Consider the following 18,801-nt stretch of genomic DNA (forward strand, 5'->3'; position numbering starts at 1 on the left):
CGGTTTTTCCATTTGATAGGTTCATTATTTAAGTGTAAGGAGTGCACCATGAAGAAAGTCATTACATACACTTTTTCAGTTATATATATTGTAATAATCGTTGGAATCATAGAAATGTTATACGATGATAACCCGAATAACGACCATTATGGCCAATATCTGCTCATTGTGATGATGTTCATCCAGGGCATCCATTATTTACTTCGAGATAAACTTGAAAATAAGAAGAGTCGCAAAAGTGATTATCTTTTTGTTCTCGTTACAGTGGGCCTACTCATATGGGCAAGTACAGCTTATCTTACATAGGGAGAGATCGAATGGAATTTCAGCAGCTGGAAACAGAACGACTACATCTGGTTCAAATTAAACAGGGACACACTGAAAGCTTCTACAACATCCTATCAAGGGATGATGTTATCCAATATTATGGAATGGATCGCCTGACGAGCATGGACCAGGCATCTAAAATCATTGATTCATTCCAAAGTCATTTTGAAAAGAAACAAGCGATACGTTGGGGAATGGTGCATAAAGAAACAGAGGAGTTCATCGGCACTTTAGGCTTGAACAATTTGAGTCTCTGGAGCAATAAATCGGAAATCGGATTTGAATTGCACCCTGACTACTGGAAAATGGGGCTGACTTCTGAAGCGGTGAAAGCAGTGTTGGATTATTCGTTCACCGAGCTGGAATTGTACCGGTTGGGAGCAGTCACATATCCACAAAACGAAGCATCTATTAATCTGCTCATGAATCTTGGTTTCAAGGAAGAAGGTAGATTAAGAGGCTATCTCTATCAAAATCAACAGTCTCACGATGCGCTCATCTTCTCTTTGTTAATGCCTGAATGGGAATAGTAGATAAATTCTATAGGGGGGATCACATGAGAAAAGGACTAGCTTACGTGTGTGCTTTGTTTTCAGTTTCATTTCTATTGTTTTTTATTGTGACTTCCACACTAGAAACAGCATTTCCCTCCATTTCATTTTTCCTTGCCACGATAGTTGGTACGTTTATTTTGGATAAAAACCAATGGTTTGTTGAGTGGTTTGAAATAAAAGGTCCTACTAAAAACGAAGGAGACCATCATGAACTATAAAATAGAAGTTTCTACAGAAAAGTACGAAGCGTTCTCTGAATTCATTACGAACAAGCTCAAGGAATACAACAATTCAAAATCCATTCATCATAAGGAATCGAGAAAAGAAGGTTCGCGCAAGCCAATTCGCGTCATTTTGACCGATGATCAGGAACAATGGATCGGCGGGTTGACTGCAGATGTTTATTGGGACTGGTGCGAACTCCATTATTTCTGGATTAGTGAGGCGTACCGTCAAAAAGGGCTCGGCGCACAATTGCTCGAGAAAATGGAGGAAGAGGCAAAGGCGAAAGGAGTCACGAAAGTACTTGTCACGACCTTTGAATTCCAGGCTCGTTCTTTTTATGAAAAGCATGGATTTGAAGTCGTCGGTGAAATTAAAGACTATCCACCTGGCGTCAGCCATTACACCTTAGTGAAAAAGTTCGCCTAACATGTTGTAAAAATCCTGTGCAATTGGGTGTTTTTTGTAGAATTTGGTGAAATCTTGTTACACAAATCATGGAATCTTAGAGGAAATTACTATCTGTGTATAGAAAAAGTAACCTAAAGACATGGTTAGAATCCAGGGAGGTACAACGTGAGAAAAATTTTGCCGGGGTCTATTCTATCCTACACACAATACGGTTACTTGAAGGTAGCAAAGAACATCAAAACCAAATGTCCAAAGTGCAGCAAGACAGGAGAATTTGCGTTAAAAGCGAACTTTTACCAGGTTCGGAAAACCGGATTGTTCGGGGAGGGGATCTGTTCAGAGTGTAAGAAGCCGTCCGAGTTCGTCATCATGCTGAAAGATCAACCGAATCAACAGGTGAAAGAAGCCGACATCTACATATACGATCCGACCGCTTCGGAAGGACGTCTTGAGCATTTTGAACAGAACAAGAATATGCCGATTGACCTTGTCCGTTCCTATACATCCGCGTTGAACGTCAGTCAGTCTCAAGATAATTCAGCAACTGCCGTCATGTCGAAAAGAGTCCTTGAGAGTGTTTTGAAAAACTTCATGGGAGAGCGGACGAAAGATCAGTCTCTTGCCCAACAATTCGAGCAGCTGCCGGAACATGTGGATTTGACGAAACCGATCTATTCCTTGAGTCAACTCGTACATCCTGATCGTCCCTTCAATGCGATGCTTGATCTGGAGCGTGAAATTGACGACGAGACAGCGGTATTGTTGATGGAATTGTTAGAGGGACTCATTGAATATCTTTTCATCCTGCCAGAAAAGATCGAATCCGTTCAAGACCAGATTGAGAAGAAGCTCAATGAACGCGTGAAGAGATTCTAAGCGTACTATTCGTTGCAACACGAACATACTCTTGAAAAAATTTAGATTTACACAAGGGAGGCGTTCCGTGAACCAAATCAAAGGATTTTTCAAGCTATTCCTTCGAGAGCCGATGTGGTTCAAAGTACTGATCCTAGCTACTTTCATCAGTTCAATCGTGTTCAGTAGTACTTACTTCTCCCATAACCCCTTATTCGAAAGTATCGCAAAGGGCAGTGCGGCGGTTTTCTTTTGTACTTTTGGTCTTAAATATCGTAGAAATCTCAAAGTTTCAGTCCCGATGTTCATCGCCGCAATCTTATGCGTTTACTTATCTTACAGTTACATAGGTTCAATCTGATCAGAGTGGTGACACTCTGGTCTTTTTTCATGGTGGCTTGTTTAAGCTTATGTCCTACCGGGTAGTTCTAGGTTGTAAGTCGAAGGAGGGCATCATGGATAAACGACTGCTGATTTCTCTTATTCCAATTCTGATTCTTGCGGTATTTATGATGATCAATGTGGTTGAAGATGTAAAGATGAAGAACAGTGAAGTGTTTGTCGCATTAGGTGATTCTTTGACCCATGGCGTGGGTGACCAGCAGGGAAGCGGTTATGTCGGTGATCTTCAATATTTACTTAAGGAAAACCAACAGGAGGAAGTGACGGTTGAAAATCACGGAATTCCCGGTCAACAGTCCGATGGATTGCTCGCTCAATTAGGGCAACCAGAAGTGTTGAATGATGTTGAAGAAGCGGATTACATCACGGTGTTTATTGGTATGAATGACTTGGTGAAGAGCAATGGTAAGGACTTAAATCCGATTCGTGAAGACAGATTGGAGATCGGTAAAGAAGATTATGAGCATAATCTCCAGAAGATCTTCAAAATCATCCGTGAAAAAAATCCAGACGCGCGAATCTTATTTTTAGGACTATATAATCCTTATCCATCGTCTGATAAAATTCAGCAAGTCATTGATGAGTGGAACCGATCGAGTCAGCAAATCGTCAAACAGCATGACCATATGAAGTTCATTCCGACAGACAATCTTTTTGAAGAGAAGTCACACAAATATTTCAGCGACTCCCTCCATCCGAACAAGTCTGGCTATAAGCTGATTACGCAACGAATCGTAAAAGAATATGATTTTTAGACATAGGAATATCCAAATAAAAGTCGAATAGGACATAAATGGAAGAGTCTTAACAAAGGTTAAGGCTCTTTATTTATTGGAAATTGTCGGGGGTTTAGTATGAAATTATATGGTGACTTTACAAAAGAGGATTGGTTAGAAGCATTCAAAATAACTGAAGAGAAGGTTCCGCCATCATTCATTTTACATGGGGAATGGGAGCATGAGTGGAACTTATCTACATGGAAAGAAATCTTAAGTGAAGAGCAATGGATTCCGATCTGGAATACCATCGTCGGAAAGTATAAGAAGCATCAAATCGGCTTTGCGAATGTATTCGGTGGCCCCATTGCAGCAGCTATCGTCCATCGCTTCGCTGTACTAGGCACAGAGACTTTCGTCCAAACTGGATATTTTGGCGGATTATCCCATGAGGTTCAGTACGGCGACATTTTCATTGTGACGTCGGCTGTAATGGAGGATGGGGTTTCCCAGTGGTACGTGAACGATCGGAAAACCGTTGCTGCTGATCCACAACTTGTTGAAGAAGCGATCAAGTATTGTGAAGAAAAGGGCTACCGCTATGTGACTGGATCTATTTTTACAACTGGAGCGATCATGGTCGAAACTTCAGAAATGGTAAAGGGGTGGGCGGAACAAGGACATATCGGCGTGGATATGGAGACCGCTACAACGTTTGCGATCGCTGAAAGATTCAACCGAAAGGCAGTCGGCTTGTTGAACTTATCTGATCATATCATTAAGGGCGATACATTCTATTCAGTTGGAGATTCAAGAGACGAACAAATTGACGAAACAGATGAGAAAATCAGAGAAATCGCGTTGTATCTTTCAACGTTAAAGAGATAAGGAGATTTTGTATGGAAAGAGTAGATGTCGTTTATTCTTTGATCTATGATGAGCAATCTGACAAAGTATTGATGGTCCAAAACATCAGACATGATAACTGGTCGTTGCCAGGAGGAGCTGTGGAAAAAGGCGAAACGCTACGGGAAGCAGCCATTCGAGAGGCAAAGGAAGAGACCGGTCTTACCATTGACGTTGAAGAAATCGTTAGCGTGAATGAAGCATTTCTGGAGACAAAAGACGTCCATGCGTATTTCATAACATTCAGAGCAAAGATCGTTGGAGGTGAGATTGCTATCCAGGACACAGCAACCATATCCGATGTGCAGTGGAAAGACATAGAGACAGCAAATGAGCTCATGCCATATTACACAGGTGGAGTTCGTGGTTTGCTAGGTGCCGCTGCTCCGTATGTGTATCAGGGTAGATACTGATGAACAAAAAAAGATTTGTGCTTATTGTAGTGGTAAGTATCCTCACTGCGCTTTCCATCAGAGTTTACAACGACTACCGTGAGAGGGATCTTGTTGATCTCATCCCTTATCAACCGAAGGATTTTCTTTGGATCCACTTTACTGAAGATCGTTCAAAAGTCGGGGATGGTTTCTTTGAATGGGAATCGAGGGACCAGGAATCAGCAGATGAACTAATGGACTTCCTAAGTCAATACCGTGTGAAAAGAATCGACGAAGATACATACAATCAATTTTTGGCACTTGAGGAAAATTTCGAAACGACCATCTATCATAGGCAGGCCAATCCAGCGATCGTCCATTCAATGGAAAACTACGTTCACATTCTGAACGGAAAATACTACGAAGTTGTCAACGGACCGATTGATATCGAATGGATCAAAACATACAACGAGAAATGGAAGTAGAAGGCAATGAACGAAGCCGACTGAAAAAGTATAATTGACGAATGGCATAAATTATTTCCAAGGGGGTGGTGTTATGAAGGAACTCATAATCATTTTTATTAGCATCTTCATTTCAGAAATTGTCTCTGATTGGATCCATTATCTTATCGGGCTTGATTATAATTGGGTTATAGACAAGTTTAATTTACTATTGCTACTAGCTGAATTCAGTATTTTCTTAGTAATCTATGTACCTACATACTTAATCCTAAAAAGGTTAATCATTAACTACAAAGTATAAACAATATTGAAGCTGATAAAAGAATTGAAGGTAGTTATCCGTCAACGCTTTCTAATGAGTTTGAATTGACTCCAGAGTTAGCAGGCACGATTGTATATATTGTCGTTACTCTTCTTTTTGTAGTTTATCTTTATTAATTAAAAAACAAATTCATCCCCCTTGGGATTTTATATGGGGATGAGTTTATCGATAAGATGGGGGCTGGGTTGAAAGGTTGAAGAAAAATAGGAGACTATTAATTATTATTTCAGTGGTTTTTCTTCTTTTAATCGTTTTCATGTACATACCTTCTTTACAAGCACAACTGATTAAATATTCGTTTGATCATAACAAAGAAGTTTTTACTGAAACCAAAGTCGTATCCCGTACTGAGTTTTTAGAAATTGTACATCATCAAAGGAAATTAGCTCAAAGGCTAGAGTCTTCTAAGAAATATGCTTTGGTGGCTGAAGAAGTCCGAGAAGGTTTAGACAAAGCCTTTCACGCCTTCTATGTAATAGATGAACATCTTAATTATGAGTTATTGACGGTTGAGTATCCTATTACAAAGTATAAAGACCAAGAATACACAATTGAATTTATGTCGGGTAAAGTCACCATTTCTAAAGTAAAAGCGAAAAATGGTGATTGGATTGATTATGATGAAGATGACTAAGTAGTTTAGATTAGGGTGTAACAATTAACTTTTATAAGTGAAGGAGTGTGCAAGTCAAAATCTTAAATACTATGGGGGATAGTTAATTGGGAATCATTAATATTCTTGCTTTGTTATTCTACGGACTTTTAGGGTTGGGGTTGTTTTACTTAATAATCCATTATGCAGTGAAAACTGGTATCGACTCTTCGGTTGAAGTTAGATCACTAAGGAATGAAATAAAACAGATTACGAAAAAACTAGAAGATCATAACACACCATAAACAGGGATACCCCAGTATAAAGAGAATCAGTAAAAATGATAGTTAGTTAAGAAGAAAATGGCTGGAGAGCAAAAAGAAGCAAACGGCGTTCATTTGTTGAGAAGCTTTAGGAGGAAGTTGTAAATACCTTAAGAATATCGGAGGTATGAGAGATGAAAGCCCTTAGGATAGATCATGTGGGTGTAGTGGTGAATGATTTATCGGCAGCTAAAGCGTTTTTTCTTGTTTTCGGACTGGAAGAACTAGGGGAAGCTAAAGTCAAAGGCAAGTGGGTAGAACGGATCGTAGGGCTTAATGACGTTGAAAGTACGGTTGTCATGTTGGGGTTGCCGGACGGCGAGGCAACTTTGGAGTTGGTCAAATTCCATACGCCATCAGATGATCTAGGGATGCAGCCCTCTTTCGCAAACACCTTAGGTATACGACATATTGCATTTGCTGTGGATGATATTGAAGGCGTTGTTGTAAGATTGAAAGAGAAAGGTGCAGATCTTATAGGCGAGATACAAAACTATGAAAATACATATAAATTATGCTACGTTCGAGGGCCAGAAGGAATTATTTTAGAGTTGGCAGAGAAAATTAGTTTTCTAAATTAAGTTAATCTAAAGGAGGATGTATCATGACTAAACATAGAATTTATACGATGAGTTTTGCAAGTGTCTATCCCCATTACATCACCAAAGCAGAGAAAAAAGAGCGGACAAAATCAGAAGTCGATGAAATTATACGTTGGTTGACAGGCTATAGCCAGGAACAATTAGAAGAGAAACTGGAAAAAAAGACAGACTTTGAGACCTTCTTTGCTGAGGCTCCGCACATGAATCCTTCAAGATCTTTGATTAAAGGTGTAGTTTGTGGCGTCAGAGTTGAAGATATTGAAGAACCGACCATGCAGGAAATCCGTTACTTGGATAAGCTCGTTGATGAGTTAGCGAAGGGAAAATCAATGGAGAAGATTTTGAGAAAATAATGCTTTGGGAAAGAGGTTCGCTATGAAAAAGAATAACAGATCCGCACTTATGATTTCATTAATTGTTTTAATCGGTTTTCCAATTCTGTTTCTCTTTGTATCCATGAATACAGGGAATTGGGGATATCTTGCGTGGAGTCTTCCACCATCTTTTGCTGCCGGCTTTACTGGCTTGATGATTACTCTGAATCAAATTAAAAAGGACAGAAGTGTTGCATAATCTATTCTATGAATTTATTAGAGGCTTATCGGGATACGATAAGCTTCTTTTGTTCTGGTCAAGAGCTTTTGTAAAACGGATTGTTTAATGATTTTGCTTCAGAAGTTATGTAGTATTAAGAATATCGCTGCAAGAAACCAGGAGGGTATGTATGATTAATGTTTACAATTATGTATTGGACACACTAGCGGATTGGGAACTTGGATATGTTACTGCTGAACTAAATTCAGGTCAGTATTTTAAAAAAGATAGCGAGCTTGTTTCCATAAAAACCGTTGGAGCTACAAAAGAATCTATCGTGACAAAAGGAGGTATGACAGTTATCCCAGACATGGAAGTGGATGAAATGATCCTCAATTCTTCGTCCGTCTTATTGTTACCTGGAGCTGATACGTGGGATGATCCAAAGCATGCTCCTATCGTTGAAAAAGCAAAAGAGCTACTAAAGTGTGGTGGTACCGTTGGGGCGATTTGTGGCGCAACAACTGTACTTGCCGAGGCTGGAATATTGGACAAACGACTACATACGAGTAACAGTCTTGAGTATCTGAAGATGTTTTGTCCGAATTATGATGGAGAAATCTACTATAGAGATGAGAAAGCAATAGTGGATGGTAATTTGATCACTGCAAGTTCCGGGGGTGGATTACTTTTCGCCCGTACTATTATAGAGAAGTTAGATTTATTCTCTGAGGATACGCTTGAAGCTTGGTACAACTACTTTGATACCAGTGACGCAAAATATTTCTATGATTTATTGCAGACGTTAGAGAAATAAAAATTAAATGGAGGAGTCCCCCAGCTACCACCCTGGGGGACTGATTCGTATACGAACTACCTTGCAGACTTATTGTAGCACACAAGAAATAAAGTTGCGCATAGGCAAAATAACACGAATAAAAAGACTCGCAACTAACGAGTCTTTTAACCTCAAGTATGACAATTTTCATTCTCCACTTCTGAGCGTTTGTTTGCACAAGAAAGTGATGATGAAGAGGATCATCGCCATTCCGACGAGTTGGACGGGTGATAAGAATTGGCCGAGAATAAGAACTCCGAACAGAGAAGCCGTTACGGGTTCAATCATCGCAACAATCGAGGCAATCCCTGGGTTGATTTTTTTCAACCCATTAATGTAAAAGAAGAACGACAGTCCAGCGCCGGCAATACCTGTCAGGATGAACCACCAAATGTCCTTGAACTCGAATAACACTTGAGCGATTTGTTGTTTATCAGCATACGTGAAAACGAGTAGAAACTGGACGAGGAATGCCAGTACCAATACGCTGATTTGATCTCCATTTTTGGAGCTGTTTTTCAATCCGAAAATGAACACTGCATAAGAGAGACCAGAAAGTAATCCAGCAATGATGCCGAATAGATTCAAATCCGCTAGGTCTTTTTTATAGGAACCCGTCAACAGGATAATGCCGATGATGACGACAACAATGGAGACAAGCTTTAATGTTGTCACTCTTTCCAAGTTCAAAAGCGCGGATATCATAATGACAAAAATAGGTGCAGTATACATCAGGGTTGCGGCGATCGCCACACTGGTCTGAGAGATGCTAAAGTAATAAAATACATAGTTTCCTGCAATTCCCACACCGGCAAATACAGACCAGAGAATGAGATGACGGTTGAGAGTGATTTTTATCGTTCCCTTGCTGAGCAACCAAAGCACCGTAAAGAGAAGACCTACCAATCCACGGAAAGTCGCAATGACAAGAGGGTCCCAGCCTCTATCAAGCAAGAAACCTGAAAGTCCACCTGTCACTCCCCATAGGAATGAGGCGAACATCACAAACGCGAGTCCATAATAAAATGCTACATTATTTTGTGCTTTTTCCATCGTAGAGTCCTCCCTTATGCTTTAAACCGATACAGCTTGACCGTGTTGAAACATTTGTGTTACCCGCTTTTCCCAGAATTTTTCTGGCTAAAACGTAATTGAAAAATGTTTTTCTTTCCACTACCGGTGGTATGAAGGGTAAGTACACTCGTGTGAAATGGGTGGGGGAAGACGATTACATATATACGAGGTGGAAATATGAAGAATGTGACATCAGTGTTTTGGTACGCAGTTACCATATGTACAGCTTTTGTTCTGTGGGGAGGTTTTGCACCTTCTCATTTGGAAAAGATGACGAGTAGCTTAACTGGATGGATTTCAAATAAATTTGGGTGGTATTATCTCTTAATCATTGTGGTCATGCTTGCTTTTTGCGTGTATTTGATTTTTTCTCGGTTTGGAAAAATCAAACTAGGTGGAGAGAATGAAAAACCACAGTTCTCATTACCGACCTGGTTCGCGATGTTATTCAGTGCAGGTATGGGAATGGGGATGGTGTTCTGGACGACAGCAGAACCGATTTCGCACGCATTCAAAAATGCACCTGTTTCTAAGACCGGTTCGGACAAAGCCATCCTTGAGTCCTTGCAATATTCATTTTTCCATTGGGGATTACATGCGTGGGCGATTTATGGAGTGGTGGCACTCGTTCTTGCTTATTTTAAATTCCATAAAGGTTATCCTGGATTGATCAGTGCAACGTTGGTTCCTTTGTTCGGAGTAGAGAGAATGAAAGGTATCTTAGGAAAGATGATTGATACTCTGGCGATCGTCGCGACTGTTGTCGGTGTAGCAGCTACACTTGGCTTCGGGACAGCACAGATTAATGAAGGGTTGTCCTTCTTATTCGGAACACCAAGTAATTTTACCGTTCAAATCCTGATCCTTGCCGTCTCGACCGTTTTATTCATCATTTCAGCATGGTCTGGAATCAATAAGGGCATCAAATACTTGAGCAATATCAATATGGGACTGGGGTTCTTACTATTGGTACTCTTGTTCATTGTCGGTCCGACTTTATACATTTTGAATATGTTTACACAGAGCGTTGGAGGGTACATCACGAACTTCTTCAACATGAGTTTCAATATCGCACCATTGAATGAAGAGAATCGGACGTGGGTCAATAACTGGACCATCTTCTATTGGGCATGGTGGGTTTCGTGGTCTCCGTTCGTCGGCATATTCATTGCTCGGATTTCAAGAGGAAGAACGATCAAAGAGTTCATGCTCGGTGTCTTGTTCGTACCCTCTCTCGTCTGTTTCATTTTCTTCTCAGTATTTGGGGTATCTGCCTTGTACCTGGAACAGAACGGGTTGGCAACAATCTCTCAATTTGCCTTAGAAACGGCGACATTCGGAGTCCTACAGGAATATCCGTTAGGAACCTTAATGTCGTTCATCACCATTTTCGTCATTGCTATTTTCTTCATTACTTCAGCCGATTCAGCCACTTTCGTACTGGGTATGCTTTCGACTGAAGGATCGTTGAATCCGGCGAGCAGAGTAAAGATCATTTGGGGACTTACCTTATCGACGATGGCTGCCATCATCATGTATTTCGGGGGTACCCAGGGCTTGCAAAATGTGTTGATTATTACAGCACTCCCATTTTCATTGGTGATCCTCTTGATGGGAATGGCGTTCTATAAAGCTGCCTTTAAAGAAGTGAAGGCGAAGAACGCCGAAAACCTACAAAGCATCCGACAGAAGAAAAAATCTGCACTATCGAACGGGTGAAAAATATTGAAAAGGGCGCAATTCATTTGTGAATTGCGTTCTTTTTATGGTTCAAAATGAATAAGGAGGTATTATCACGATAAAATCGAATGTTACAAGTAGGGATTGACCAAGGAGGGGGATGCGAAATGATTGAGGTGTTGGCTCTCTTTTTGTTCTTGGGAGGTTGGTTGTTGTTTTATCGAAATAAAATGCACCGCCGTTCGAACATGAAGCTAGGCTTAGCGATGGTTATGGTTTCTATTCTATACGGGATATTCGCTCTGGGATGGGCAACCTATCATCAGTCTCAGGATATCGCGACTGGTGCGGTCATCTTTGCTGCTGGATTGTTAGGAAGCAGCATCATCATGATGGTCTCTGATTCCATCACCACATTAGTGAATAAGAAAGGAAAGAAGTACTTTTAAACAATAAGGTATGCTTACATGTACCTACACTTAATGAGATTGAACTAAATAAAGACCTTACAAAACACGACGAATGTTGTGTTTTTTCTTTTTGGCAAGGAGTTCGAAATATGAAAAAGAATGTTAAAAAAGATCAAAATATCAGGAGGGATTCTATGCGAAGTAAGAAGATGGCCATGTTGTGCAGTTCGATTCTTTTAGTCTCTGGATTAATCAGTCCTGTTTATGCGGATTCGCCAGGTAATAGTCCCAACAACGATCAGAACCAAAACCAGTCAACTTCAGGTTTCATCAGTCATGATGAGTTAAGCCGGAAGCTTGAACAGATTGAAAAGAACAGCAAAGGAACTGTTGATGTAGAGGTTGCTGGATATTCCAATCATGACCGTGAAATTTACACTGCCAGAGTGGGTAATGGAGATAAAGTCTTGTTGATCCAAAGTGAGATCCACGGAAACGAGAAAACAGGAACAAGAGCACTGTTGAACATTCTTCAGCATTTGGGATCCAATAACTCGCCTGAAGCTCAAAAAATTCGAGATGAAGTGACGATTGTTGCCATGCCGATGATCAATCCCGATGCGACCGAATTGGATCGCCGTGGAAACGATCGATCTTGGAGTGAAGTAGAAGAGGACTTTCCACAATTAGAAGGGGTCACTCCTTCATGGAATTACTACACGTTCCAAAATGAATATTGGGACTATGCTTCTAATCCTGGATTCGATGTAAACCGGGATTTCAATCCAGACTTGGATTACGTCCCTCAACCGGAAGATTTCCCAGGTCAATCTTCTGAGCCAGGATGGTACATTACACCAGAAGCCCAAACAGTACGAGATGTGTATAAAAACTTGACTGAGGAATTTGGTACAGTTGATGGTTTCATCGACCTTCATCATCAAGGAGTCTATAAGGTTGAAGGTAGCGGAGAGCCTGTAACCCTATCCCTATCAGGAAGTTTCGTACCAGATCCGAGTTCATCTGAAGGTGAGAAGTATAGTGAGTATGCCGACACGTATGATGGTGATTTATCCAAGCAATTGAATGTTGCAGCCTATGATGCGTTGCAAGAAATGGGCAATTCACCGTTCGGCAATATTTCATTATATCCACAAAATCTTGATCTCCCAGGTACGGCACTTGGATCTTTTGCTCTTAATGGAAGTGGAGCAGTGCTGTTCGAAGTGACAGGTCAAACGCAAAGCTATGGTCAAAAGCGGATTGGACAACTTGTCAAAGCGGTTGAGAGGGGTCTGTACGGTATAATCAATGGCATGGCATCAGGAGATGTGTATGACATCGATCCGGATCGCTACGATGACATTCCGCTCACGGACCGAAGCCAACATTACGGACACCATTGATTTGTTGAAAGAAGCTGCTGTAACAAGCAGCTTCTTTTTCTATGACAAATAAAGGATTCAGCAACGAATAAATCGAAACTTTAAGTTGCGGATTGTGAACAAGAGATGATTGTAATCGAAAGGATGTAATGCATTGAAACAGAATGACATCATGATTATTCCTTATGATCCTAAATATGCTGTACAAACAGTCAAGATGTGGCGAGATAGCAAATACGAGGCGATTGGTCAGAAAGAAGTGCATAGCTTTGAAAATCATGTATACTTTCTAGATCACATCTTACCTACAGAATTCAAAATTGAGATAGCAGTTGTGGAGGAGAAAGTGGTTGGCGTCATCGCATATCATGATTCTCAAATAAGCCAGCTCTATATTCATACCGGTTATCAACGCTTAGGAATCGGGAGTAGACTGCTTGAGAACGCAATGGCACACTCAACTGGGAAATTGCAGGTGTACACTTTTGAGGTGAATAAGAAAGCACAGCATTTTTATGAGAAAAAGGGATTTGAGATCATTGGCAGAGGCCATGAAAACGAAGAGAATCTGCCCGATATACTTTATGAATGGAAAGCTGGATAAGTATTTAGAGATAGATTGGAGACCGAGATGACCGTGTTAAAAGATGATCAAATCTGCCTGATTAGATCTGCCGTATTAGAAGATGCCGAAGCGGTTTTGGACATACATATCGATGTGATTACGGAAGGTGACTACTTCATTGCAGTTTCTGACGAGTTTACGAGAACACATGAGGAACAAAGAGAATGGGTTCAAGCGAGAATCGAGAATGAGCGGGATACATTGCTAGTGGCTGAAATTGATGGCCATGTAGTTGGGTGGATCGTGTTCATTGCACAAGAACGAAAGCGTATGGCTCATACAGGATCCTTTGGATTGATGATACGAAAAGAGTTTAGAGACCGCGGACTTGGACGATTGCTCGTAAGTGCTCTCTTAAATTGGGCAGAAGAGAACTCATTGATTGAAAAAGTGAGTTTGGGTGTATTTTCAACGAACCATAGAGCGATTTCATTGTATAAGAGCTTAGGTTTCTTAGAAGAAGGACGAAAGGTGAACGAATTCAAGTTCAACGAAAATGAATACGCAGATGATATTCTGATGTATAAGCTTGTCTAGAGGAGGACCTCATGTATATCCCTTCACATTTTAAAATGATAGAGCCTGAAATGGCTTATAAGTTCATAGATGAGTATAGCTTTGCAACCCTCATTTCCCAGCATGATGGTATACCGTTTGCAACCCATTTGCCGATTCTGATCAATGATGATCGGACATACCTATACGGCCATTTTGCACGTGCGAATCCGCAATGGAAGGACATTGAGAACCAGCGTGTGCTTACCATATTCCACGGTCCACACAGTTACATTTCTCCTTCCTGGTATGAAACGGATCGAGCGGTTCCGACCTGGAATTATGTGACGGTCCACGTCTATGGAACCTTGGAGCTTGTGACCGACCAAGAAGAGCTGATGGGTTCATTTCGTGAAATGGTACAAAAATATGAAGAGAAAGACAGTCCTTATCAGCTTAATGAAGTGGATACCGGTTATATTGAGGGAATGAGTAAAGCGGTTCAGGGCTTCAGGATCAAGATTGATCAAGTGGAAGGCAAAGAGAAGCTGAGTCAAAATCATTCTCCAGAGCGACAAAAACGTGTCGTACAAGAACTGGAGAAAAGCCCAGGCACGAATGAACAAGAGATCGCATCCCGAATGAAAATGAAATGGAAAGGAACGGAGTTTTAAATTGAAGAAATTAATACTGAAATCCATGATGGTTTCTGCCATCTTACACCTTATTTATTTTGTTTCCATCCTTGTTATAGGTTTTGTTCAAACATGGAACTATACCCCGGAACTATCAAATGGAACACCTCTCTCGAATGAAGTGGCATTTGGCTTTACTGTATCACCTATCCTATTTGTGCTTTCATTCGTTGTCTTATCCGTGTTAGTTGGAGGACTGCTCGTTACCTACCGAAAAGTCTTCACTGATCATGCTTAAATTGTACATATTGCGATTACCTGTAAAAGGTAGTCGCATTTTTATTAGACCAAATATCATGGCTTACCCCTTAGGTACTAGCTCGATCTACTACTTTCTTTCACCTGCAAATATGCCTTTCTCCTAATAGATTACGGGCCTGAACGGTGTGATAATTGATGTAGTGAGAATGTCAGAAATTTCAGGAAAAGGAAGTGCGTTCATTTGAAGAGAAACAAATCACTCATTTCAATACTGATGGCTGCAGTATTGGTTATCGGATTATTTTTACCAACAAGTAGTGGCAGTGCAACAACGGATAATGGCACAGCAACGATCGACCAGCACCTTTTGGATAAAATGAAAGACTCGACTGGGCTGCTGAATGTCATCGTCACCTTCCATGGTGAAGGGGCTCCAACAATAGAGAACGTGGATCTGTTAAAAGCATTAGGCATCAACACGGGGATTACGATGAAATCCCTACCGATTGCAGGTGTGATGGCAACCGCTGATCAAATTGAAGCATTGTCTCAAAAGGACGATGTCCGTTCCCTTTACTTGAACCGTAAAGTGGAGATGTACAATGGGGACGCGACGGAATTGACAGGCGTCAACAAAGTTCGAACTGACAAAGACATGCAGAAGGCGAACGACGGGTTCCCTGTATCTGGTAAAGGAATCGGCGTTGTCGTCAACGACAGTGGTGTTGATGGTGCGCACCCAGACCTGAAACTTGGTAAGAATCTCGTGCAAAACGTACTAGCCACGACGAACATGGCGAAGACGACAGGACTGACGCCTATTGTCTACCAAGAAGATGTGGTGAATACGGATACGAACTCTGGACATGGAACGCACGTAGCTGGAACGGTTGGAGGAACTGGCGCAGCTTCAGGCGGAATTTATGAAGGAGTTGCACCCGGCGCAGACCTGATTGGTTATGGCTCAGGAGGAGGCGTGCTGATTCTCGATCTGGTCGGTGGATTCGACTATGCGATTACACATCAGAATGAGTACAACATTCGCGTCATCACCAACTCCTGGGGATCGAATGACGACTTTTTCGTAGACGATCCAGTGAACGTTGCGACGAAAGACTGTTTTGATCGCGGAATCACCGTTCTTTTCGCAGCTGGGAATGCAGGACCGGATGAGGATACACACAATCCATATGCAAAAGCGCCTTGGGTCATTTCAGTAGCAGCAGGTGTGAAGGATGGCACGCTCGCAAGCTTTTCATCCCGTGGAACGAGAGGCGTGGAAGAAACGTTTGAAGTCGATGGAGAAACATGGACGTGGAAGGACCAGCCGACAGTGACCGCTCCTGGAGTGGATATCATCTCAGCGCGGACCGTTTCTCCTGTCGGTGTCATCGCGACGGATAAAGATAAAGACAACATCCCGGCAGCTTACCTACCGTACTATACGATGTTGAACGGAACATCGATGGCGACCCCTCATGTCGCTGGTATCGTCGCTTTACTTTTAGATGCAGATCCGACCTTGTCACCGAGTGAAGTGAAGGAGCTCATCAGTCGTACGGCAACGAACATTCCAGGTCGTGAAGCGTATGAAGTCGGCTCTGGATATGTGAATGCATACGGCGCAGTCGACCTGGCTTTCCATCCTGATAAAAAGTACGGAGCGACGGTGAACAAAGACAAGACGTTCAACGCTTATAGTTCTATGGACGTCACACGTGAAAACTATGAAATGGATTATGATCCTACTGGAACGAACGAAACGACTTTCAACGTAAAAGAAAACCAAGCACAGCTCGTAGCGAAAATGTATGCGGACGGAGACACGTTTACTGAAGAAGGTGGAAATCCGCTCGTGTTCACGATTACGGATCCGAACGGAGAAGTGTATGAATCAGGTTTCAACCCGACGTACAGCATCGACCTCGTTAACACGATTACGGTCGACAATCCGGTTGCAGGTGAATGGAAGCTTGAAGTGAGTGCTTATCCAGGAGTCGCTTTACCGGAAAAAGTCGTCGGTACACTCACCCAAAAAACAGCGAGTGTCATGAATGGTCTCGGAGACATTGAAGGGCATGCAGCAGCAGATGCAATCAAGCTTGGAATCAACGAGCGGTTGTTTGATGCGGAAGCCGAAGGCGATTTTAACGCAGATGACCTGTTGACTGAAGGAGACCTGGCAAGCTACCTTCTCATGGGAGCGGGAATCCGCCAAGTCGATCAGACAAGTTCTGATGCGGCAGTTGACGCAGTGATTACGAAAGGTTCAGCGTTAAAAGGTGAGTATACACACGATGGCGTTATGAATTCAGTGGACGGTGAGGAGAGCGTTACTCGAGCGGAACTCGCTTATACGCTCATCCAAAGCTTAGGACTTCAAGAGGAAGCGCGTAGCTTTGAAGGCGATGTGACAGTCGCTTATAAAGGAGAAAGACTGCCGGTGGAGGATGCTGGAGACATCCCGGCAGAATTGAAAGGATACGTGCAGTTGGCACTAGACCTTGGTATCTTCAACGCACACTTCACATCAAGCCAAGGCCCTTACGACAAGGAACCGACCATCCATGCAGAGTTCCACCCAGCGAAAGAACTGACGCGAGGTGACTTTGCAGTAGCGATGACACGCTTTTTTAATAACTATTAATAACGTTTAAGAAGAAGCCTTCTGCATGTGAAGGCTTCTTTTTTAGTTCATTCAATAAAGGAAATATATGTTAACATGGTTTGGGGGAGGGGATGAGATGTACTTACCTATTTTTATTGTGTTAGCCAGTATATTAGGATTCGTGCTCATGAGCATGGGGCCATTAATAGGAGGAATTCTCGCATTCGGGCTTGTTTTTGGCAGCATCCTCTACGGACTATATCAAATACTTAAGTTGAAGAAGAAAATGGACGTACTCGTACCCGATAAAGAAAAACACGTTGAAGCATACGAGCATTATTTGCAGGAACAGGCGAACGGGAGAGATGAACATGTTACATAAGATGAGCTTGTATGAAGAGTATTTTGATTTGATGGAGTCTGGACATAAGACGATTGAAATCCGGTTGAATGATGAGAAGAGAAGACGTATTCAAATCGGGGACACAATCGAGTTTACAAAACTGCCAGATCAGGATGAGACATTGCAAGTGGATGTTATTAAGCTGAAACACTATCAAACTTTCAATGAATTATACGAAGATCTCCCTTACTCAAAAATGGGATGCGCAGGCTGGACACTTCAAGAATTAGTAGACGGAACTTATGAAATTTATACACCTGAGCAAGAGAAGCAATATGGAGTACTGGCCATTGAGGTTCGTGTAACATAGTGCTCACCTGAAACTTCTAATTTTTCAAAACGTATAAAAGGAACATAACAACAATCATGGGGGAATTGGAATGGATTTAATGTGGATTGGGCTCGGTCTGGTCGGGGCTGCTTTTTTTATTGGAGAAGGGCTGAAGAACTTCAAAAATCCAAATGGCAAAAGTTTGATGGATAGCCTTGATTCATCGGATTCTGATAACTTTGTAAAGGAAGACCAGATTCATCATCATATTGGAGTTTCGAAAGAAGATGCGAAAGCATTAATCCAAGAATACCCGGATATTCCACACATCCGATTGAATGGGAATATATATTATCCGCGGAAAAAAGTAATGAAGTGGATGACTGAACTAGGGGATCATTAATCTCAATTAACATCCACTAGATAAAAGTATGTCCTTTTTATGACCATTCGCTTCTTTTGGAAGGGGTCCTTCAACAGAAGGAGAAGGTGGTAGTAACCTTAGTCCAAGG

The 18,801-nt window shown here is 41.7% G+C and carries 25 protein-coding genes; 24 read left to right on the forward strand and 1 reads right to left on the reverse strand.

Going from position 1 to position 18,801, the window contains the following annotated elements; genetic code table 11:
- The first annotated feature begins 48 nt into the window (after positions 1-48).
- The 14 genes from ACSVDE_RS02815 to ACSVDE_RS02880 all read left to right on the forward strand — a co-directional run bounded on the left by ACSVDE_RS02815 (position 49) and on the right by ACSVDE_RS02880 (position 8,421).
- Positions 49-306, forward strand: coding sequence for a hypothetical protein (locus tag ACSVDE_RS02815; RefSeq protein WP_439299446.1), 258 nt, complete (start codon positions 49-51; stop codon positions 304-306).
- Positions 307-317: 11 nt separating this feature from the next.
- Complete coding sequence (locus tag ACSVDE_RS02820) at positions 318-857, forward strand: GNAT family N-acetyltransferase (protein WP_439299447.1); 540 nt, start codon at positions 318-320, stop codon at positions 855-857.
- Positions 858-883: 26 nt separating this feature from the next.
- Positions 884-1,099 (forward strand): short-chain dehydrogenase, encoded by a 216-nt coding sequence (locus ACSVDE_RS02825; protein ID WP_439299448.1) that lies wholly within the window; start codon positions 884-886, stop codon positions 1,097-1,099.
- Positions 1,089-1,532 carry a GNAT family N-acetyltransferase gene (locus ACSVDE_RS02830; RefSeq protein WP_439299449.1) on the forward strand — a complete coding sequence of 148 codons (444 nt, stop codon included), beginning with the start codon at positions 1,089-1,091 and terminating at the stop codon, positions 1,530-1,532. The genes ACSVDE_RS02825 and ACSVDE_RS02830 overlap by 11 nt, the downstream gene beginning before the upstream one ends.
- A 147-nt stretch (positions 1,533-1,679) precedes the next feature.
- Positions 1,680-2,390, forward strand: a complete 711-nt coding sequence (locus ACSVDE_RS02835; RefSeq protein ID WP_439299450.1) for a hypothetical protein — start codon at positions 1,680-1,682, stop codon at positions 2,388-2,390.
- Between the two features lie 434 nt (positions 2,391-2,824).
- Positions 2,825-3,526 carry a DUF459 domain-containing protein gene (locus ACSVDE_RS02840; RefSeq protein WP_439299451.1) on the forward strand — a complete coding sequence of 234 codons (702 nt, stop codon included), beginning with the start codon at positions 2,825-2,827 and terminating at the stop codon, positions 3,524-3,526.
- 99 nt (positions 3,527-3,625) lie between these two features.
- Complete coding sequence (locus ACSVDE_RS02845) at positions 3,626-4,375, forward strand: phosphorylase family protein (protein WP_439299452.1); 750 nt, start codon at positions 3,626-3,628, stop codon at positions 4,373-4,375.
- Between the two features lie 11 nt (positions 4,376-4,386).
- Positions 4,387-4,806 carry an NUDIX hydrolase gene (locus ACSVDE_RS02850; protein WP_439299453.1) on the forward strand — a complete coding sequence of 140 codons (420 nt, stop codon included), beginning with the start codon at positions 4,387-4,389 and terminating at the stop codon, positions 4,804-4,806.
- Entirely contained in the window at positions 4,806-5,252 is a 447-nt protein-coding gene (locus ACSVDE_RS02855) for a hypothetical protein (protein WP_439299454.1), read from the forward strand. The genes ACSVDE_RS02850 and ACSVDE_RS02855 overlap by 1 nt, the downstream gene beginning before the upstream one ends.
- A 494-nt stretch (positions 5,253-5,746) precedes the next feature.
- Entirely contained in the window at positions 5,747-6,187 is a 441-nt protein-coding gene (locus tag ACSVDE_RS02860) for a hypothetical protein (protein WP_439299455.1), read from the forward strand.
- Positions 6,188-6,602: 415 nt separating this feature from the next.
- Positions 6,603-7,049: a VOC family protein gene (locus ACSVDE_RS02865; protein WP_439299456.1), complete on the forward strand. Its 447-nt coding sequence runs from the start codon at positions 6,603-6,605 to the stop codon at positions 7,047-7,049.
- Positions 7,050-7,072: 23 nt separating this feature from the next.
- Positions 7,073-7,423 carry a DUF2200 domain-containing protein gene (locus ACSVDE_RS02870; RefSeq protein ID WP_439299457.1) on the forward strand — a complete coding sequence of 117 codons (351 nt, stop codon included), beginning with the start codon at positions 7,073-7,075 and terminating at the stop codon, positions 7,421-7,423.
- A 22-nt stretch (positions 7,424-7,445) separates the two neighbouring features.
- Positions 7,446-7,643, forward strand: coding sequence for a hypothetical protein (locus tag ACSVDE_RS02875; RefSeq protein ID WP_439299458.1), 198 nt, complete (start codon positions 7,446-7,448; stop codon positions 7,641-7,643).
- 151 nt (positions 7,644-7,794) lie between these two features.
- Positions 7,795-8,421, forward strand: a complete 627-nt coding sequence (locus tag ACSVDE_RS02880; protein ID WP_439299459.1) for a DJ-1/PfpI family protein — start codon at positions 7,795-7,797, stop codon at positions 8,419-8,421.
- A 168-nt stretch (positions 8,422-8,589) separates the two neighbouring features.
- Here ACSVDE_RS02880 and ACSVDE_RS02885 read toward each other — a convergent pair whose 3' ends face one another.
- Positions 8,590-9,495, reverse strand: coding sequence for a DMT family transporter (locus tag ACSVDE_RS02885; RefSeq protein WP_439299460.1), 906 nt, complete (start codon positions 9,493-9,495; stop codon positions 8,590-8,592).
- Between the two features lie 198 nt (positions 9,496-9,693).
- On the opposite strand from ACSVDE_RS02885, the gene ACSVDE_RS02890 reads away from it, so the two are divergent.
- From ACSVDE_RS02890 to ACSVDE_RS02935, 10 genes are all read left to right on the forward strand, one after another.
- On the forward strand, positions 9,694-11,235 hold the full coding sequence (locus ACSVDE_RS02890) for a BCCT family transporter (protein WP_439299461.1): 1,542 nt from the start codon (positions 9,694-9,696) through the stop codon (positions 11,233-11,235).
- Positions 11,236-11,363: 128 nt separating this feature from the next.
- On the forward strand, positions 11,364-11,645 hold the full coding sequence (locus ACSVDE_RS02895) for a hypothetical protein (protein ID WP_439299462.1): 282 nt from the start codon (positions 11,364-11,366) through the stop codon (positions 11,643-11,645).
- A gap of 155 nt (positions 11,646-11,800) precedes the next feature.
- Entirely contained in the window at positions 11,801-13,012 is a 1,212-nt protein-coding gene (locus ACSVDE_RS02900) for a M14 family zinc carboxypeptidase (RefSeq protein WP_439299463.1), read from the forward strand.
- Positions 13,013-13,145: 133 nt separating this feature from the next.
- Positions 13,146-13,595, forward strand: coding sequence for a GNAT family N-acetyltransferase (locus tag ACSVDE_RS02905; RefSeq protein WP_439299464.1), 450 nt, complete (start codon positions 13,146-13,148; stop codon positions 13,593-13,595).
- A gap of 27 nt (positions 13,596-13,622) precedes the next feature.
- The gene (locus ACSVDE_RS02910) at positions 13,623-14,153 is read left to right on the forward strand and encodes a GNAT family N-acetyltransferase (RefSeq protein WP_439299465.1); all 531 of its coding nucleotides are present in this window, start codon (positions 13,623-13,625) and stop codon (positions 14,151-14,153) included.
- 11 nt (positions 14,154-14,164) lie between these two features.
- Complete coding sequence (locus tag ACSVDE_RS02915; protein ID WP_439299466.1) at positions 14,165-14,785, forward strand: FMN-binding negative transcriptional regulator; 621 nt, start codon at positions 14,165-14,167, stop codon at positions 14,783-14,785.
- 463 nt (positions 14,786-15,248) lie between these two features.
- Entirely contained in the window at positions 15,249-17,654 is a 2,406-nt protein-coding gene (locus tag ACSVDE_RS02920) for a S8 family serine peptidase (protein ID WP_439299467.1), read from the forward strand.
- 97 nt (positions 17,655-17,751) lie between these two features.
- The gene (locus ACSVDE_RS02925) at positions 17,752-17,997 is read left to right on the forward strand and encodes a hypothetical protein (RefSeq protein WP_439299468.1); all 246 of its coding nucleotides are present in this window, start codon (positions 17,752-17,754) and stop codon (positions 17,995-17,997) included.
- Positions 17,987-18,328 carry an ASCH domain-containing protein gene (locus tag ACSVDE_RS02930; RefSeq protein WP_439299469.1) on the forward strand — a complete coding sequence of 114 codons (342 nt, stop codon included), beginning with the start codon at positions 17,987-17,989 and terminating at the stop codon, positions 18,326-18,328. The genes ACSVDE_RS02925 and ACSVDE_RS02930 overlap by 11 nt, the downstream gene beginning before the upstream one ends.
- A 70-nt stretch (positions 18,329-18,398) precedes the next feature.
- The gene (locus ACSVDE_RS02935; RefSeq protein WP_439299470.1) at positions 18,399-18,692 is read left to right on the forward strand and encodes a DNA-binding protein; all 294 of its coding nucleotides are present in this window, start codon (positions 18,399-18,401) and stop codon (positions 18,690-18,692) included.
- Positions 18,693-18,801: the final 109 nt, after the last annotated feature.

The organism is Pseudalkalibacillus sp. Hm43, assembly GCF_051842935.1.
In the GTDB taxonomy this organism is placed as follows: Bacteria; Bacillota; Bacilli; order Bacillales; family Fictibacillaceae; genus Pseudalkalibacillus.

Bases quoted from the DNA above. Each gene is read 5' to 3' on its own strand.
- ACSVDE_RS02925 (WP_439299468.1), top strand. From the start codon at position 17,752: ATGTACTTACCTATTTTTATTGTGTTAGCCAGTATATTAGGATTCGTG.
- ACSVDE_RS02845 (WP_439299452.1), top strand. From the start codon at position 3,626: ATGAAATTATATGGTGACTTTACAAAAGAGGATTGGTTAGAAGCATTC.
- ACSVDE_RS02815 (WP_439299446.1), top strand. From the start codon at position 49: ATGAAGAAAGTCATTACATACACTTTTTCAGTTATATATATTGTAATA.
- ACSVDE_RS02875 (WP_439299458.1), top strand. From the start codon at position 7,446: ATGAAAAAGAATAACAGATCCGCACTTATGATTTCATTAATTGTTTTA.
- ACSVDE_RS02915 (WP_439299466.1), top strand. From the start codon at position 14,165: ATGTATATCCCTTCACATTTTAAAATGATAGAGCCTGAAATGGCTTAT.
- ACSVDE_RS02900 (WP_439299463.1), top strand. From the start codon at position 11,801: ATGCGAAGTAAGAAGATGGCCATGTTGTGCAGTTCGATTCTTTTAGTC.
- ACSVDE_RS02855 (WP_439299454.1), top strand. From the start codon at position 4,806: ATGAACAAAAAAAGATTTGTGCTTATTGTAGTGGTAAGTATCCTCACT.
- ACSVDE_RS02865 (WP_439299456.1), top strand. From the start codon at position 6,603: ATGAAAGCCCTTAGGATAGATCATGTGGGTGTAGTGGTGAATGATTTA.
- ACSVDE_RS02890 (WP_439299461.1), top strand. From the start codon at position 9,694: ATGAAGAATGTGACATCAGTGTTTTGGTACGCAGTTACCATATGTACA.
- ACSVDE_RS02935 (WP_439299470.1), top strand. From the start codon at position 18,399: ATGGATTTAATGTGGATTGGGCTCGGTCTGGTCGGGGCTGCTTTTTTT.
- ACSVDE_RS02830 (WP_439299449.1), top strand. From the start codon at position 1,089: ATGAACTATAAAATAGAAGTTTCTACAGAAAAGTACGAAGCGTTCTCT.
- ACSVDE_RS02880 (WP_439299459.1), top strand. From the start codon at position 7,795: ATGATTAATGTTTACAATTATGTATTGGACACACTAGCGGATTGGGAA.
- ACSVDE_RS02870 (WP_439299457.1), top strand. From the start codon at position 7,073: ATGACTAAACATAGAATTTATACGATGAGTTTTGCAAGTGTCTATCCC.
- ACSVDE_RS02885 (WP_439299460.1), bottom strand. From the start codon at position 9,495: ATGGAAAAAGCACAAAATAATGTAGCATTTTATTATGGACTCGCGTTT.
- ACSVDE_RS02930 (WP_439299469.1), top strand. From the start codon at position 17,987: ATGTTACATAAGATGAGCTTGTATGAAGAGTATTTTGATTTGATGGAG.
- ACSVDE_RS02895 (WP_439299462.1), top strand. From the start codon at position 11,364: ATGATTGAGGTGTTGGCTCTCTTTTTGTTCTTGGGAGGTTGGTTGTTG.
- ACSVDE_RS02840 (WP_439299451.1), top strand. From the start codon at position 2,825: ATGGATAAACGACTGCTGATTTCTCTTATTCCAATTCTGATTCTTGCG.
- ACSVDE_RS02850 (WP_439299453.1), top strand. From the start codon at position 4,387: ATGGAAAGAGTAGATGTCGTTTATTCTTTGATCTATGATGAGCAATCT.
- ACSVDE_RS02820 (WP_439299447.1), top strand. From the start codon at position 318: ATGGAATTTCAGCAGCTGGAAACAGAACGACTACATCTGGTTCAAATT.
- ACSVDE_RS02910 (WP_439299465.1), top strand. From the start codon at position 13,623: ATGACCGTGTTAAAAGATGATCAAATCTGCCTGATTAGATCTGCCGTA.
- ACSVDE_RS02825 (WP_439299448.1), top strand. From the start codon at position 884: ATGAGAAAAGGACTAGCTTACGTGTGTGCTTTGTTTTCAGTTTCATTT.